The organism is Dapis brunnea BLCC-M229, assembly GCF_050015995.1.
In the GTDB taxonomy this organism is placed as follows: domain Bacteria; phylum Cyanobacteriota; class Cyanobacteriia; order Cyanobacteriales; family Microcoleaceae; genus Trichodesmium.
This window is the reverse complement of sequence record NZ_JBNHEP010000231.1, coordinates 1-17,592: the sequence shown is the minus strand read 5'-3', so window position 1 is coordinate 17,592 and position 17,592 is coordinate 1. Positions and strand designations below refer to the sequence as shown.

General features: G+C 33.7%; 13 protein-coding genes and 1 pseudogene. 5 read left to right on the top strand and 9 right to left on the bottom strand.

What is annotated here, in order from left to right; translation table 11 throughout:
• Together ACP6PM_RS26830 and purH are read right to left on the bottom strand one after the other, a co-directional pair.
• Nucleotides 1–190, bottom strand: a 190-nt coding sequence (locus ACP6PM_RS26830; RefSeq protein ID WP_426589953.1) for a hypothetical protein, incomplete at its 3' end; no start/stop codon positions are given.
• Between the two features lie 12 nt (nucleotides 191–202).
• Nucleotides 203–1,756 carry a bifunctional phosphoribosylaminoimidazolecarboxamide formyltransferase/IMP cyclohydrolase gene (purH, locus tag ACP6PM_RS26825; protein WP_426589952.1) on the bottom strand — a complete coding sequence of 518 codons (1,554 nt, stop codon included), beginning with the start codon at nucleotides 1,754–1,756 and terminating at the stop codon, nucleotides 203–205.
• Between the two features lie 1,456 nt (nucleotides 1,757–3,212).
• On the opposite strand from purH, the gene ACP6PM_RS26820 reads away from it, so the two are divergent.
• From ACP6PM_RS26820 to ACP6PM_RS26805, 4 genes are all read left to right on the top strand, one after another.
• Nucleotides 3,213–4,070, top strand: a complete 858-nt coding sequence (locus ACP6PM_RS26820) for a hypothetical protein (RefSeq protein ID WP_426589951.1) — start codon at nucleotides 3,213–3,215, stop codon at nucleotides 4,068–4,070.
• 177 nt (nucleotides 4,071–4,247) lie between these two features.
• Nucleotides 4,248–4,730, top strand: coding sequence for a hypothetical protein (locus ACP6PM_RS26815; RefSeq protein WP_426589950.1), 483 nt, complete (start codon nucleotides 4,248–4,250; stop codon nucleotides 4,728–4,730).
• A complete protein-coding gene (locus tag ACP6PM_RS26810) occupies nucleotides 4,727–5,590 on the top strand; it encodes an MAC/perforin domain-containing protein (protein ID WP_426589949.1) in 864 nt (287 codons plus the stop codon). Before ACP6PM_RS26815 ends, ACP6PM_RS26810 begins: the two co-directional genes overlap by 4 nt.
• Before the next feature lie 311 nt (nucleotides 5,591–5,901).
• On the top strand, nucleotides 5,902–6,924 hold the full coding sequence (locus ACP6PM_RS26805) for an endonuclease/exonuclease/phosphatase family protein (RefSeq protein WP_426589948.1): 1,023 nt from the start codon (nucleotides 5,902–5,904) through the stop codon (nucleotides 6,922–6,924).
• Between the two features lie 455 nt (nucleotides 6,925–7,379).
• On the opposite strand, the gene ACP6PM_RS26800 is transcribed toward ACP6PM_RS26805, so the two are convergent.
• From ACP6PM_RS26800 to petB, 4 genes are all read right to left on the bottom strand, one after another.
• A complete protein-coding gene (locus tag ACP6PM_RS26800) occupies nucleotides 7,380–7,760 on the bottom strand; it encodes a hypothetical protein (protein WP_426589947.1) in 381 nt (126 codons plus the stop codon).
• An 820-nt stretch (nucleotides 7,761–8,580) separates the two neighbouring features.
• Nucleotides 8,581–9,735, bottom strand: coding sequence for a glycosyltransferase family 4 protein (locus ACP6PM_RS26795; protein ID WP_426589946.1), 1,155 nt, complete (start codon nucleotides 9,733–9,735; stop codon nucleotides 8,581–8,583).
• Between the two features lie 882 nt (nucleotides 9,736–10,617).
• Nucleotides 10,618–11,100, bottom strand: a complete 483-nt coding sequence (gene petD / locus ACP6PM_RS26790) for a cytochrome b6-f complex subunit IV (protein WP_293092490.1) — start codon at nucleotides 11,098–11,100, stop codon at nucleotides 10,618–10,620.
• Nucleotides 11,101–11,363: 263 nt separating this feature from the next.
• Nucleotides 11,364–12,032, bottom strand: a complete 669-nt coding sequence (petB, locus tag ACP6PM_RS26785; RefSeq protein WP_426548791.1) for a cytochrome b6 — start codon at nucleotides 12,030–12,032, stop codon at nucleotides 11,364–11,366.
• Nucleotides 12,033–12,373: 341 nt separating this feature from the next.
• On the opposite strand from petB, the gene ctpA reads away from it, so the two are divergent.
• The gene (ctpA, locus tag ACP6PM_RS26780) at nucleotides 12,374–13,612 is read left to right on the top strand and encodes a carboxyl-terminal processing protease CtpA (RefSeq protein WP_426589945.1); all 1,239 of its coding nucleotides are present in this window, start codon (nucleotides 12,374–12,376) and stop codon (nucleotides 13,610–13,612) included.
• Nucleotides 13,613–15,121: 1,509 nt separating this feature from the next.
• Here ctpA and ACP6PM_RS26775 read toward each other — a convergent pair.
• The 3 genes and pseudogenes from ACP6PM_RS26775 to ACP6PM_RS26765 form a co-directional block, all read right to left on the bottom strand.
• Entirely contained in the window at nucleotides 15,122–15,538 is a 417-nt protein-coding gene (locus ACP6PM_RS26775; protein ID WP_426589944.1) for a slr1601 family putative cell division protein, read from the bottom strand.
• An 810-nt stretch (nucleotides 15,539–16,348) separates the two neighbouring features.
• Nucleotides 16,349–16,906: an ISAs1 family transposase gene (locus ACP6PM_RS26770; RefSeq protein WP_426589943.1), complete on the bottom strand. Its 558-nt coding sequence runs from the start codon at nucleotides 16,904–16,906 to the stop codon at nucleotides 16,349–16,351.
• Between the two features lie 220 nt (nucleotides 16,907–17,126).
• Nucleotides 17,127–17,378 (bottom strand): annotated as a pseudogene (locus tag ACP6PM_RS26765) (transposase family protein); the annotation flags it as partial.
• Nucleotides 17,379–17,592: the final 214 nt, after the last annotated feature.

Sequence of the window (17,592 nt, the reverse complement as noted above, 5' to 3'; positions counted from 1 at the left end):
AGCAAAAATTTCTGGAAGTCAAATTGAGAGTAATCTCCCAAACCAGACTTTTTCTCCTGTAAAAATTTCTGAGTAGACTATATTTTGCCAAGGCATTTCTAAAGCGAAGAGTCAGAGAAATTATCTGAATTTTCACTGACTGCTTGACTAGCAAAAATTTCTGGAAGTCAAATTGAGAGTAATCTCCCAAACCAGACTTTTTCTAATGTAAAAAGTGACGCATTCCAGTGAGTATCATTACCAAACCTAATTCATTTGCAGCAGCAATAGAATCTTTATCTCTCAGACTACCACCTGGTTGAATAATTGCAGTTATTCCTGCTGCTGCTGCTGTTTTTACTGAATCATCAAAAGGGAAAAAAGCGTCACTAGCTAATACTCCCCCAACAGCTTTTTCTCCTGCTTGCTCCAAAGCTATTTTTACTGCCCCGACTCGATTCATTTGACCCGCACCAATACCAACAGTAGCGCGATTTTTTGTGACAACAATTGCATTAGACTTAACGTGCTTTACCACCTTCCAAGCAAACATTAATTCTTCCATTTGTTCAGAAGTCGGTTGTTTTTCTGTAACGATTTTCCAATCACTATAATTATCTACCGCATCATCAGCATCTTGTACTAAAAAACCGCCAGCAATTACTTTTATAGTTTCCGGTTCGCCCTGGTTTAAATCTGCTGAAATTAATACTCTTAATTTAGATTTTTTCTGAAAAATTTCTTCCGCTTCAGGTTCGCATCCAGGAGCAACTACACATTCCAAAAATGTCTTAGTCATTGCCGTAGCAGTCGCCGCATCAATAGATTTATTTAAAGCAACAATTCCGCCAAAAGCAGAAACCGAATCTCCAGCAAGAGCTGCTTCATAAGCTTCTAAAAGAGTCTGATCCACTGCAACTCCACAAGGATTTGTATGTTTAAGAATTGCCACAGTCGGAGCATCAGAAAATTCTGTAATAATCCTTCTTGCTGCCTCTAAATCTACTAAATTGTTATAGCTTAATTCCTTACCTTGAAGAATTTTACTTGTCGCCCAACCACTAGGATTAATTCCGCTCTGATACCAAGTCGCAGATTGATGAGGATTTTCTCCATAACGCAAAGTATTTATTTTTTTGCCGGAGAGGAAAAATGTTTCTTTTTCAGATTTTTCTGACTCAGAAGTTGTTTGTTGCTCTTGTAAATAAGTAGCGATCGCCCGGTCATAAGTTGCTGTATGTTGAAATCCTGCTAATGCAGATTTTTGACGAAATTCTAAGGATGCTTCTCCTCCATTTTTCCGCAGCTCTTCCAAATAAGAATTGTATTGAGAAGGGTTACATAAAACTGTCAGATGAGCAAAATTTTTAGCTGATGCTCTTAACATTGCAGGTCCGCCAATATCAATTTTTTCAATTGCTTCTGCTAGGGTAACTCCTGGTTGAGAAATTGTTTGTTCAAAGGGGTATAAATTAACTACAACTAGGTCAATAGGTCGAATGTTATTAGCATTTAATTCTTCAATATCTTGAGGTAAATCTTTTCTTGCTAAAATACCTCCATGAATGCGAGGATGTAATGTTTTAACCCTACCTCCTAAAATTTCTGGAAATCCCGTATAGTCAGATACTTTTGTCACAGAAATTCCGGCATCTTTGAGAGTTTTAGCAGTACCGCCACTACTAATTATTTCATAGTCAAATTCTGTAACTAGACTTTTTGCTAGATCGATTAGACCTGTTTTATCAGATGTGCTGAGTAATGCTAAACGTGTCATTAGTTTTAAATCCTAACTTAGAAAACTGACAGTATATATTTTAATAATTAAAATTAAGATATTGAAACTCTGCGGATTATTTTAATATTTTTGTCACAGATAGTAATCCTATTTCAGTTGTAATATTTTGGTGGTAGTTAGGAGTTAGGAGTCAGGAGTCATAATTTTCAAGATTTTCTGTTAATATTAACTGTTATAAAAATTTTCATAAATCATTTAGTATTGCGTAGTATTGCTATAGTAAACATTTAGCTGTCAGCATTCAGCTAGCCTCTTGTAGAGAAACTACGTTAACAGCTTCATTAGTTTTCAAGGAGGAATTAAAATTGAGATATTTCAAAGAATTAAAAAATTCTAGGTATAGGTAGTATAAACCTATCAGTTAACTTTAGCACTCTATTATGAATAATCTTAATTTTATAGATAACTTTAATCTTTAAAATCATTATCCCACAATAGTTTTTAAGTGCTTGTAACCCCGCGATCAAAATATGTATAAAGGTTGTTCAATAATTGATAATGAATAATTGATAATTACCTCTCTCTAAAAGTAATACCAATTTCATAAAATATTGCTACAGTCATTACACAGGGAATAGGGAATAGGGAACAGGGAAAGAAAAAAAGAATAAAAAATGTTTTATTTTTACAATTTATGGAATTTATAATTTTTTATTGTTAGGAATAGAACGCAAATTAAGATGTAACTTCCTTTTTTGAATTTGGTATAAGAGGATTGACGCGGTAGGGAAAATCTTTTCATGTTTCTACTTTAAAGGATAAAATTTAAACCTTAATTATTCGACAAACAAATTAAAATTAATTTAGAATAATTGCTTTGACTGCTACTTCAGTATTGAAAATTTATCCTGACTCAATTTCTACGGAAAAATTAATTTTATAGACGATTTATACTTTATAAATTATTCCCACCACTAATCCTAACGAGATTTTCTATAATAATATCTTGATTGTAGTAATTTATTTTCCTACACAACTATTTACCAGCTTTATATATTTATTTTTACTACAAAATCTGGGGCCACTAAAAATTGGTAGCACAATAGTACTTTCAGTATATTCAGTTATCGTCGAGTCAAAATTTTCCTAGTTCGTTGCCTACACAGAGGAAAATAATGATAAAAAATATGTAGGTAATTTTCCCACAATATGTAGGTAATTTTCCCTCCACTTGTATATTCTTTGTGTACTAAATTTGAAGTTTGAGATGTAGCATCTTGACATCTAGAAAAATGAAGATGTATTATTCACTTCGGGTATATACAAAGACAAGCTTTTACCCAATAATTTAGACCGCCATTGTCCAATTACTCATACAGGCATAAGGTAAGTGAATTAAGTTGAGTTAATATTAGTTGTACAAGGGAGTGCAACTATATAAATTGAATTGGTCTCAGTTACTGTTTAAGGAATTCAAAAAAGGATAAAAAGCACAATGAGTGATGAAGAAGAAAAACTAAAAGGAAAAAAACTAAAAGGAAAAAAATGCGATTTTTTTAAAGATCGCTATTTACAAGTCAAGGTTTCTTTGAATAACGAACCAGGTGTCAGCAAATATGGTACAGACAAAGAGCCTATTCTAGTTAAACTTGAACAGACAAAAGAACGTACATGGTACACTGAAAATATTGTCTTCTTATACGAAAATTCGCATATTTCTTTTACCCTTGAATCGGAAGGTCCTTGTGGATATGGTTTGAAAATATTTACAATGGAAAAAAACATAGTCAATAGACTCTACGCTGGTAATGAAGGTTCTGAGGAGAGAATAACAGTCCCAATCTCTCGATACCAAAATGATGCAAGTTCTATCAGAGTAAAAGATTTTCAATACTTCTTGAAAGACCAATATAACCAGATAAATAATAATATCTTAGAACGCAGCTTAGTTAGTATTATAACATGGCCAATTTTTGGCTACGACCAAGGTTATTATAGGTATCGTCCAGGAAGCCCTCCAGCTTATGTAAACTACAAAAAAAGTAAAAACCTCAAAAATAAAGACCTCAGTAAATACGTCAAGAATAAAGACTTCAAGAAATACGTTAAAAGTATATATTCCTTTCAAGGTAGAGACTTCTCTAGGAAAACAGTCGACAGTCGTATCAATGATAGTAACTACATTGTTAAAGGTCCTAAATCAAAGGAAAGTTTCAATGAGCTTATTACTAACGTAGTGGAGGATAACGACAAATCAGATTTAAAAACCAATGGTTCTATCAACATGCTTTTCTTTATTCTCAATGAAGATGAAAAAGTCGAGGATATATGTGACTTTTCAAATGGGAATTAAAATTGGTGAAAGTTTCTTGTAAAGGAAAAGGTTCATCGCATCTAATCTAATATAAATAAACTGGTCGTGTTGCCAGTAAATTTTACTTTTGAGACTTAATTAATATGATGATTAGTATGAATTGAACTAAATTCATCATATTTTTCTAGACAGAATAATTATGGAGAAAAATCTCAAATGACAGAAATAGTAAAAGATCAGCCTAATAGTCCAGAACCTCAATCAGGAAATATTCAAGGACAAATTCTACAAGCATTAACTCCATTACTTGGACAAATACCTCCTGAAATAATTGCACCTATAGTACAAGAATTAATTAAAGGAATTTCAAAAGGTGCAATTGATTCAGTTACTGCTTCAGTTGAAAAATTTACACCTGGACTAATTAAAGATTTTTTTCAAGATTTATATCCCTCTCAAAAGAAAAACTTGTACGAAAGATTGGAATTAGAAAAAGCTCTTACTATTAAGACAATTCAGTCTGAGGATGAAGATTGGGTCATATCAAAAGCATTCAAGGAAGCTATTGTTTGGACTCCTGATATCGATAGTTCTCAAGATTCTTCAGGTGTTCAAGATTCTCCAACTTCTCCAATTAGGATGATAATATTTATCATCCTAATTGGAGCGTACCTAGAAAAATTGGATTCTTCACAGTGAATGTCGAAACAAGTTTTGTAAGTCGTGCAGTAGCCAAATTTGTTTCAGATGGGAGTAGTACCCAAGAATTCAGTTTATTTGGTGGTTTACATTCCAATTCAAATATTGAATCTTCTGGGAGTAGCTCACTAAATGCAAAAAATAAGAGCTATTTACTTGCAGAATATGTAAGACCAAAATTGATTCTATCTGTAGACTTGGACAATATTAAATTGAAGGATGACTTCAAAAAGAAGGTTGAGAATGCTTTAGATCAAGATGAGTGGTCTAGTTTTATAGAATTAAATCATCTTTTAAACGAATATGGTTACTTCGTCCCACTGGAGTTTACCATAGGGGGTAAGATATGTGCGCAAACTGAGGTAAATTCCCAGATTTCTGCTAATTCGCAAACCTATGCATCCTTTGAATCTGCCTTTGCATCTAAGCTAAATCTCTTCTCAAGTGAAGGGAGTGGTGAAGGAAAAACATCGGCTAAGAGTGAGATGAAGAGTAGTCAAAATATGTTTAGTGAGAGCGATATAGAGCTGGAATTCTATGGTGGTATCGGAGCAGCAGCAATAAATCCTTTAGGATGGATTCATTCTTTGAACTCTTACAAGACATGGCAAGTTATTAAATATGGGAATCTTGTTCCTATAATCTGCTTTTTTGATCCAAAACTACGAAGTAAGGCAATTCGTGCATTTGTTCGTTATTCATATTATCCAGAGACTGATAAACCTGTGTTACTAAATGGCATTCATTATGCTAGTAGAGCTTTAGATTTAATAAATAGACAGAAATATTTACCAGAAGATTCACAACTGAGAACTATTGAGAAAAAGATGAACCAATATGTTAATTTATTATCATTTTAGCCCCTTCTCAATCAAGGTGAAAAAGATTCCTGTCAACAATAAATGTAGTGCATTGGTCCGAATTGTCTAGGGTGTTTCAGTAAAACCCATCGAGGGGGACGAATTTGGTAGGTGTGAGTCGCTGGGGGGTATGGGAAGATCGAACCCCCAAACAATAATTCAACTCCTCTTACCCACACTCCCCACACTCTGCTTTTTTCAGCAAACCCTAAATTAGGTCTAAAAAATTGCTTCATTTAGTTTAGTAAGTGGCGATCGCCTATAACCATGATTTTTTATTCATCTAAAGTAGTATTTTTATAGAGTCGATAATGCAAATATCCTGCTTTGATAAACTAAAAATAATCTTCAGCTACTTATTCACCACAGGAATTATTATCACCACTCTTTTTTCCTTAACAGGTTATTGGCAAAAAGGCATTATTTTCGAGCTAATCTCTCATTTTAAAGTTCAATATTTTGTAATCAGCTTAATTTTGTTGTGTTGCTTAAGCATAATAGGCAAAAAAAGATTATTTTTAATAGGTATATTCTGCACAATTATTAACCTCACCCCAATTTTACCTTGGTATATTTATCAAAATGGTATTAGTCAAGAAACCGCTAACTTAAGAATTTTAGTTTACAACCTTTACGGAGACAGAAACTCTCAATATTCACAAGTTACCAGAATGGTAAGAGAGGAAAATCCAGATATAGCAATTTTTTTAGAACCTACTAATACATGGTTTCAAAATCTACAAACATTATCTGATATTTTATCCAATTCAATTAATTCTGTTTCTCAGTCTACCTATGGAATTGTTGCCATTTACAGCAAATTTCCTCTCAATAATTACTCAATAAAATTTTTTGCTCCTAACAGACCTACTATTATTACTGAATTCAATCTCAATCAAAAAGTCATTAATTTAATAGCAACCCATCCCACTATTCCTATCAAGAGAAGCACTTTCAAACAACGGAATCAAATTTTAGAGGAACTTGGCAAATACATTCAAAAGTTAAACGATCCAGTTATTATGGCGGGAGATTTGAATACAACCATGTGGTCTCCTTACTATCAAAAATTAGAACAGGAAACTGAGTTAAGAAATAGTCGTTTAGGATTTGGTATTCTTCCTACTTGGCCTGCAAAAAAAATTAATAACTCTGTGGTTTTATACATTTTATCTAGATTTTTTCAAATTCCCATAGATCATTGTTTAATAAGTTCAGAAATTAAAGTTGTAAATGTTGAGACAAGAGCTAATCTAAGTTTAGAATTGGGTTCAGATCATCTACCCTTGATTACAGACTTATTTATTAGAGAAAACACTAAATCCGATTTATAAAGTATTTTTAGATTTTTTATACATAATCATATTAGCAAATTTTATAGCAGTCAAAGCAAAAGGCGCGGACATTTCTCCATACTGAAATCCTTTTACAGTTTACTGAAAAATTTTGGTTTAAAGCCTCCTCTTTTAAGGGGATAATAAATAAAAATTTTCATGATTAGTCAATCCTATCCGTTTTCAAGGAGAGGTAATTATTAATTATTAATTATTAATTATTAATTATTCATTATTCATTATTGAATGTTCCCTGTTCCCTATTCCCTATTCCCTAGCGCGTAACGCTATATTTTTTGACTTTCACTTTTTCCTAAACAGGTACACAAAATTAATTACATATTTTGCCAGACTTAACTGCTAATATTGTAGACATAACACAAAATTCGAGTAGGTAAAAAATTTTATCTAGGTGTCGAGCAAACTAATATGAATGTATTTCATTTTTTAGATATTTAGTCTTCAATTTGCCGTGCATTAACCTCCACCGCCGAAACATCAATAGTACCAGGAGGAGTTAACCTACTAAAATGACCAGCTTCAACCTTAAGTGGTTCTCCACAACTAGGACATTGACATTGAGTCTGATTTAAAGCAGTAAATTCATAACTACAAACAGGACACTTATCAATAATTAAATTGCGATTTAACCACCAACGTAAACCAATAAATGCAATTATAGGTGCAATTAAAATAAAACCAAATAATATTAAAATAGAATTAACCAACCATCCCAACCCTATAGAACCGAGTAACCAAACAACAGCTAAAATAATTAGCCAGTTACCAATACTAGACATAGTTAATTGAAATATTTTTGAGTTCCCTTGATTCACTTAATTATCTCCTTTAATAAACTCTATTAAATATTTAGTGATTGCTTTTGGTATAGAATAAAAGCTTTATTTAAACCTTTTGGTTAAGGGATATTATTAAGCCAGAATTTAATCCTACTACAAAAGTTAAAAGTTAGCTTTATATTCATTAGGCATGAAGTATTATTGCTGAGAGCTAACAGCTAATAGCTGAATGCTTACCAGCTATGAATTATTAAATAATTATCACTCCAACGGAATAATTAGTCTCCAAGAAGAATTAAAACTTATTAATAAAAAGGTGATTAGCTAATTAAGATTAGCTATTGCTTTCAAAAGCTAAATGAATAGTATGACCCAGGAAAAGCTGAATACTTACCAATAGATAATTGATAATTAATCCCTAGAGGTTTAGAGCATTTTCTTGGCATGAGAAAAGTGATAGGAAACTTCCGCACTTGGCTCCATTCTGTCGGTTTTAACCAGAGGTAATTATTCATTATTCATTATTCATTAATAAACTATCCTAGCAATAGATAATTGACAATTAATCCCTAGAGGTTTAGAGCATTTTCTTGGCATGAGAAAAGTGATAGGAAACTTCCGCACTTGGCTCCATTCTGTCGGTTTTAACCAGAGGTAATTATTCATTATTCATTATTCATTAATAAACTATCCTAGCAATAGATAATTGACAATTAATCCCTAGAGGTTTAGAGCATTTTCTTGGCATGAGAAAAGTGATAGGAAACTTCCGCACTTGGCTCCATTCTGTCGGTTTTAACCAGAGGTAATTATTCATTATTCATTATTCATTAATAAACTATCCTAATCACAAATTTTAAAGTTGTCTTACTATTTCGGTAAAAGCTCTCCTACCAAAAACCTTTAAACTTTCCTCTCGTAACCACTGACCATCACACCTTTGATCCTCTCCCTTCAAAATTTCTATACAAGCATTAGCTACTGCTTCTGGGTCTCGGTGAGGTACGCGCCATCCTAACTTTCCATCCTGTAAAGGTTCCGCCGAACCATCCGCATCTCCAGACAAAACTGGCACTCCACAAGCCATTGCTTCTAAATAAACAATACCAAACCCTTCCTGAGAAGGCATCACATAAGCATCAGCTACCTGATAATGTTTAACTAAATCTTCTGTAGGCACAAATCCTGCAAATACCACTTTTTCCCCTACTCCTAAATCTTGAGCCAACTTTGCCAAGCGAGGTTTGTCATCTCCCCGTCCAATTACTAAATACTTGACTTCTGGGAAAGATTGTAGTATGGCTGGCAACGCTCGAATTGTTACATCAACACCTTTATAGGGGTCTCCCGACCAAAGTCTAGCTACAGTCATTAAGACCTTTGCCCCTTGAAGATTGTAACCCTCAATCAAATCTATAGGTTTCGGTCCAGGAATAAACTTATCCCCATCCACCATACAAGGTAACAATTGAAACTTTTCTGGGTCTAGATGGTTACTTTCACAACAGCGATCGCGACTATAACGACTAATAGTTAAAATCTTAGCTGATTTTTTTAATGCCTGTTGATATTTATTTGGTAGTGGTTCCCATACTTCCTTACCATAAGTTAAAACTGTGTAGGGAATACCGATAGGGACACACAAAATTTGAACCAATGGAGCTAAATTAATATGACCACAAAAAACCTGTTTAGGTTGTTTTTTTAGTAAAAACCATAATAATGTTGTGGCTAACCTTAATCTCCCTAACCAAACAGACTTAGTTTTCAAATAATAGAAATTTAGACTCTTCGACTGATATGAATTTTCACAATCTTTACCATCTCTGAGTAATAATATATCTGATTCTAGAAAAAATTCTTCAGGTTTTGCAGAATTTGTCAAGTCTTGGTAAGCCTGAAAAATATCTCTTACATAAGATTGAATCCCACCTTCACAAGATAAAATTTCCAGAAAAACAAATATATTTCCTTTTTTTTGAGCAACCTTGTTAACCAATTTTATCCCCACATTTTTAGATTATTTTTATTTCCCAACACCCCTAATCTCAGTTGTCAGTTATAGCAATCCTATTTCAATTGTAATATTTTTGTGGTAGTTAGGAGTCAGGAGTTAGGAGTCAGGAGTCATAATTTTCAAGGTTTTTGATCATTCTTAACTATTATAAAAATCATCACAAATCATTTAGGATTGCTATATCAGTCATTACTTATAGCTATATACTAAGCAACAACAAATGTTTATTGGCAGTTGAAACTGCCGTATCGTTTTTCATCTATGCTCTGAAGAGAGGTTGCTTTCAAACTTTCGTCCTTCTTCTCGTCAAAGCAATTCACTTTAAAGATCTCAGAAATTATTTCACATATAAATTTTGAAATAATTTCAGGAAATTATTGTAGTTTCAAAAAAATTTTAAGCCTATAAAATATTAATATATGACTGTCGGATGTGCGTCTTAAATTCTTTTAGCGAAGCATTTGCGCAGGAAATGGAGACCTCATAATTAAACGCTTTTAACTTCCTTGAAACAGTATAACTTGTAGTTATTGAAAAATCGACCCCTCGCCAAAATAACCAAACAATTATTTTCCCTATTGCCTATTCCCTGAAAACTACATCAAGTCTAATAAAAATTTACTATATAGCGTTACGCATTAAGGTTAGGACATATATAAATCCTGAAATTCTTTGACACTCTACTATTCCCTATTCCCTATTCCCTATTCCCTATTCCCTAGCGCGTAGCGCTATAATTTCTCAAATTTACTCAACTGCATGAGAACTAAAAAAAACATTTACACCCTCTGAGAATTTCTACAAATACAAATGTACTTATGAAGAAAATCTACACAGGGTGTAAAATTTTATGAGTATTATTTAGATATCCAAATCTTAGAATAGACCAAGAGTTAAGGAGATATCAATTGGTAAAGTAGCACCAATACCTAACCATAGAGTAACTGCAGTACCAAATAGGAATACAGCAGTAGCTACTGGGCGACGGAAAGGATTTTGGAACTTATTGACATTTTCAATGAAAGGAACCAACATTAATCCTAAAGGAATAGAAGCCATTGCCACAATACCCAACAATTTATTAGGTACAGTACGCAGAATTTGGAAAACTGGCCAGAAATACCACTCAGGCAAAATTTCTAGAGGAGTAGCAAATGGATCTGCTGGTTCACCAACCATAGCAGGATCTAGTACAGCTAAACCTACACACAAAGCTAATGTACCCATCATTACTACTGGGAATACATAGAGCAAATCATTAGGCCAAGCAGGTTCACCATAGTAGTTGTGACCCATACCTTTAGCTAACTTAGCTCTTAATTGAGGATCGCTCAGATCCGGTTTTTTCAAAGTGGACATAACAGTTCTTTTCTCCGTGATAGTTTATATTCTCTCCGAGCTTAAGCACGGGAGATTCTACCATACCTTAGTTAGTCGGCAGGTTGACTTTTCCTGTTGCTAACTCTGGCAGTAGTCTGACACTTTTCCCCGCATCAATTTTGAATCTCCGAAGTATCTCCAGCGACCAAATATATTTACCGTAGCAAAAGTATTACTAGAAGGAGGAGGCTTCAAACTCAGTTTTACCCTGAAATCTAGTGTCTAGTTAATGACACCCTAACTTACAAAGGTCCTGAGATACCTTGCTTACGAATCATTAAGAAGTGCAATAACATAAATACTGCAATGAACCAAGGTAGTACAAAAGTATGAAGACTGTAGAAACGAGTTAGAGTTGCTTGACCAACACTTGTACTACCACGCATTAGTTCTACAATGAATGGACCAACAAATGGAATTGCATCAGGTACACCAGACACAATTTTTACCGCCCAGTAACCAATTTGGTCCCAAGGTAAGGAATAACCAGTCACCCCAAAGCTAACAGTAATTACAGCCATAACTACCCCTGTTACCCAGGTTAATTCGCGAGGCTTTTTAAAACCACCTGTAAGGTAAACCCGGAAAACATGAAGAATCATCATCAGCACCATCATACTGGCAGACCAACGATGGACGGAGCGAATTAGCCAACCGAAGTTAACTTCAGTCATAATGTATTGGACTGATGCTAATGCTTCTGTTACTGTTGGTTTGTAGTAGAAAGTCATGGCAAATCCAGTAGCAAACTGGATCAGGAAGCACATTAGAGTAATTCCACCCAAGCAGTAAAAAATATTTACATGAGGTGGAACATATTTGCTAGAAATGTCGTCTGCGAGCGCTTGAACTTCTAAGCGTTCGTCAAACCACTTATAAGCGGGTGAATCAGTTACCTGTTTTGAGAACATGAAGCCAAAAATCCTAGATGAATATTGCTGTTTATTTATGAATTAAGTTTCTGGGTAGTTAGGAAAAGATACTCACATCAACCTTTGAATCAGCAATACAAATATCATACCAATTGACAAAGGAATCAAGTAGCAAGTCTACTATTTAACAAAATAAATATTTATCCTTGCCTACCCTTAGTAAAAAAATTTAACATAATTTGTAGATATATTTCATATAAGGTCGCAATTTTTGTAGAGTTTGATATTTGAAAGAATTTTCGTTTATCATAGAAATTTTATCAAACTACTTCACTATATCGGCCAATTATCAATCCTTGATAATTTAATACTTTTGTTTTATGAAAAAAAGATTTTTCCAAATTGCACTTCTATTAATATTGCCAGTTATTCTGACTTGGGGACTTTGGACATCCTCTGCAGCAGCATTGACTAAAGAACAAAGCTTATTAGGCGAAGCTTGGCGCATAGTCAATTTGGCTTATGTTGATGATTCTTTCAATCATCAGAACTGGTGGTTTAAGCGTCAAAAATTAATGAAGAAACCCCTGAAAACTAGAGAAGAAACCTACAGCACCATTCAAGAAATGTTAGCTAGTCTAGAAGACCCATTCACGCGACTTCTCAAACCACAACAATACCGGAATTTGCAGGTTGATACTTCTGGAGAATTAACAGGAGTGGGTTTACAAATTGCCTTAGACTCTCAAACAGGAGAACTAATAGTCATCTCTCCCCTGGAGGGTTCTCCTGCTGAAACTGCTGGTATCCAATCAGGCGATCGCGTGGTCAAAATTGATGGCCATCCTACCACGGAATTTTCATTAGATGAAGCTGCAAATAGAATGCGGGGTGCTGTTGGTTCTTCTGTGGTACTAACAATTTTGAAAGAAAGTAGCGACCAACCCCAAGACATAAAAATAATTCGGGCTCAAATAGAGATTAACCCAGTCTATGCCAAGTTAAAGTCTAACCCTGAAACAGGACCAATTGGTTATATTCGTCTAAGTCAATTTAATGCTAATGCTACTACAGAAGTAAGCCAGGCTGTAAAAAGTTTTGAGGAACAGGGAGCAATAGGCTATGTACTTGATTTGCGCAATAATCCAGGTGGACTATTACAAGCTGGTGTAGAAATTGGGCGTCTGTGGTTAGATGAAGGTACAATTGTTTATACCGTTAATAGACAAAGAATTCTTGGTAGTTTTTCTGCTGAAGGTCCTGCTATAACTAATGCGCCATTAGTTGTCTTAACTAATCAGGGAACTGCTAGTGCTAGTGAAATTCTTGCTGGCGCACTTCAGGATAATGGCCGTGCTTTATTGGTAGGTGAAAAAACTTTTGGTAAAGGCTTAATTCAATCTTTGTTTGATTTGTCTGATGGTTCGGGGTTGGCAGTAACAGTAGCCAAGTATGAGACGCCAAACCATAAAGATATTAATAAACTGGGAATTATTCCAGATTTTTTGGTTGAACAAGACCCTATTTTACCTAACGAAATTACCACAGAAACTGACAAACAATATCAAACAGCAGTAGAGCTTCTAACATCTCAAGTTGTATTAGCAAATGCAGCTTAATTAACTCAGGGATTAAGTTTATTTGAGGGGTCGTGGTGTATTATAAATGATTTTACTCACTGTATATTAGTGCTATTTCCATCTACTATTAATATGCATAAATAACATTATAAAACTTCATTAATTGATAATTGATAATTGATAATTGATAATTACCTCTGGTTAAAACCGCTACGGAATTGAAGATTGGGAAATATCATTTCTTCTCTTGGTCGATTGGATATGGCGTTTCGGCTAAGAGCCGACATGAAAAGCGTTAGCGGCTCTGCAAGAGCGGGAAACCTCGCCATCCCATCCTAACGGACTGCTCCGCAAACTACCGCTTTTTTCCCCTTAAAAGGGGAGGCTTTAAACCACAATTATTTAATTAACAATTAATAATTAATAATTCGGTAAATTATGAAAGAGGAGATTGATTATTAATATTAGAATTTGTAGTTACACTCAAAAGTGCTAAAGTATCAAAATCTTGGTAAGAGATATCTCAATTATTAGAAATAACTGCAAGATAAATTTGTAATTCTACTAATCCTAATTTCAAAGTTGTTGTAGTTTGTCATGAGAAACCGAACATTAATTTCGAGCATTCAAATTTACAAGATATCAAGGTAGATATTCCTATTCCGACTACATTTGTAGAAAAACGTAGAGATAAAATGCACAAATTTATCAGAGGAATTCGTTTAGCAAAGGATTTGGGATGTTCTTATATTATGATGGTTGATGGGGATGACTGTATAAGTAAATTCTTAACTGACTTGATTTGAAAATATAAACAATCTTATGGTTACTTTATGAATCGCAGATACTGTTATTCCGAGAATAATCAGTTTATTGGAGTGCGGAAATAATTTCATAAATACTGTGGTACAAGTCACATTATTAAAAGTGATTTATATGACGTATCCGATCAGATGTTATTCAGGCTTCCCACAAAAATATCAGATATTAATTTAATCCCTAAAGATATTTATGATTTATACTATATGCACCCTAATATTGTGCCATTCTTAAAATCAAGGGAGATAATCCTTGAAGAATTACCATTCTTGGTAGCTATATATATATATTTTGAAAAATCTTGAAAATTTCTCTTATAGTAATCCCCGTTGGGCAAAACAAAAGATTTCTCTAAAGCAGAGATTACTGAAAATCAAATATAGACTTTTTGATACAAGAAAGCTAACGTCTAATCTTCGAGAATAATTTTGATTGTACAAATCGGAAACACTAAAATTAGTATAACTAATATCTCTTCTACAATAATTAGAATTGGGAATATCAAAGACAGTAGGAACAGAGAATAGGGATAAAATTTTCATAATTTTTATCTATTCGAGTCACAGGAAATTTTAGCCTAATCAACAATCTCTTTCTATCTCAGGATTGAGGATTAAATAAGACTGGAAATTAGAAAGTTTGAGATTTAGCTATCTAATACTATTGAGCTAATATTCAGCTTTTCTCAATTTTCCAGTCTTATATTATTATTTCCCCACCCCAAGATAATTATGGAGAGGAATTAGATTCTGAATTAGGTTTAACACCATTATTTTCTAGCCAAATTATAGGTATTTGATTAGGGTCTACTCGGTTACTTTGTTCTTGCATAATAGTTTTAGCTTGACTAGGATCAAAATAGCGACTAAAATTTTCTTTCTCATTATTCAGTCTCTCTGTTGTAGCTTCAATTTCAGATTCAATAACTTGTAGTTTTTCTTGAATAGATTGGTAATGAGGTAACAACTTTAACAAAGCTGAAGTTATACAAGCAGAGATTAGGATATTAGTCAATAATTTAGTTGTACTTTCAATTGTTATTCCTAAATAAGTAAACTTTTTTTGTTTAGAGAATACTCTAGGTTTTGCTTGACTAGAGGAATTTTGAGAAACTGGGGAAAATGCAACAGGTGTAGTAGCTTGCATACTTTTTTTTGTCAGGATAGCTTAATCAATTAGAAGATTTCTATTTTGTATATTAATCTATCTACGATCAATAAATGATGAATTACTGACAAAATTAATTTAAGTCCCAATAAAATTTTCCTTAACCGTTATAAGATACCAAAGATAGATTCAATGAAGAGTGGAGAGTGAACATAGTTATGATTTTAACTAATAAAAAAATGTAAATAAATCATTAGTTAGTAGTAAGCATTCAGGTGTAGGGGTTGACAAAAAAGGAAAGGTCTGTATTACTGATCAGAAATGAAATTCAAGCCACCAGATATCCCAAAAGACCGAAAAGACCTAGAACTACTGTTCAAATAAGCTCTAGAAGAACTGGTTTGGCAACAGCAACGCCTCATAAAAAAACTGATTGAAGAGGTAGAGCGGCTCAAAGAACTATTTCAATAATTAATAATTAATAATGAATAATGAATAATTAATAATTACCTCTCCTTGAAAACGGATAGGATTGACTAATCATGAAAATTTTTATTTATTATCCCCTATCCAAGGGGCAGGGCTGTTTCATTCTCACTAAGCGTGTAGAATTATAGAGTAAAGAGCAGATTTTACCGCGAATTTAGTCCAATATTATCTTGACTGGCCATTTTTTGTGATGCAAAGCAGTGCGATCGCGGAGCGTTGCCTCAGCAGTATCCCGTAGCGGTCTGTAGTACTATCGCCACCAACCAATGTCAAACTGACCCAGAAATTGCTCTGTGTTGTGCGATCGCAACTTCATCTTATTCAGATTAATTCAGATCAAAAATGAATTTCATACCATACTTAAGTACAAAAAGAAAGTATATATTTGAGATTATTACTCAAGTAGGATATCCCTGCTTTAATTCCGACCAAACCATGTGTTCTTAGTAGAGTTAATACCCAAGTTTTTAAAATTGAGAAATTCCTGGGAGAAAATCCTGATTTTTGAGGACTTGAATCTTCCTCTAGAATCACATCCTTTACCCAATGCAGTTGATTTTCAATTAACCAATGTCCTCGAATACCTGAGGCTAGGGTGCTAGATTTTGGTGAGAGTGAACAAAGATAATAACTAATACTTTCTACCAATTTTGACCCTCGATTACTACTGCGCTTTACTCTAATTACAGAACCTGCGCCTTTCCATACATCCAGTATATTTGCTGGTATATTAAAAACTTCTACAATTCTAGTAGTATCACGATCTCTTGTTTTTTCTTCATCTACATACCTTTTTACTACTTGAGTCGATGTGACTTGCTGTTCTATTTGTTCATACAACTTGGGTTGATTCTTTTTAACTTTAATTAAATAATCGTTTTTAGTTTCGATAATTGTGGCTACTGTTTTTTTTGACAATGTAGAGCATCAAGAGTAAAAACTACTCATGCATAAGTCTAATATCTCTAGTAGTTTTCTCACAATCGTAATTTCACTTTCAAGTTTCCATACCAAAGATTTTTATCCCTAAAACTAACCCTCTTTGATGACTAAATGCTGATACACAATTAACAAAATTTTGCTCAGATTTATCGTGATTTTTTACCGTATTTTTGAGACTTTTTCCATCTATTGATACCTACTCTCTAGACCTGGTTTTACTATATTGTTGGCTCCATTGATTAAAAGCTATTTGTAATTTTTGGTAATCTAGTTGTACCATGACTCGTCTCATCGTTGAATAAGAAGGAACACGAGCTTGAGGAATATTGAGTAGTTTAATTAAAGTTAAACGATGGCGTTCGGTAAATTTCCCTAACTGTCTATAACCCCAATAACCGCTGATGATTCCCATAATCATAATCAACAGTACCAGCCATAAGGGGTGGCGACAGCCTCTCTGCTATGCGAAAATCAGGTATTTCTTTCAGGTAATCAATGAGGCTTTTTTCCATATATTTTCATATATTGGCATATTGGCCAATTTATATCAATAAATCTGCTCTTTACTCTATAATTCTACACGCTTAGTGAGAATGAAACAGCCCTGCTATCCAAGGGGAGGCTAATTACCAAAATTTTTCGGTAATTAAAGATAGTCAAAC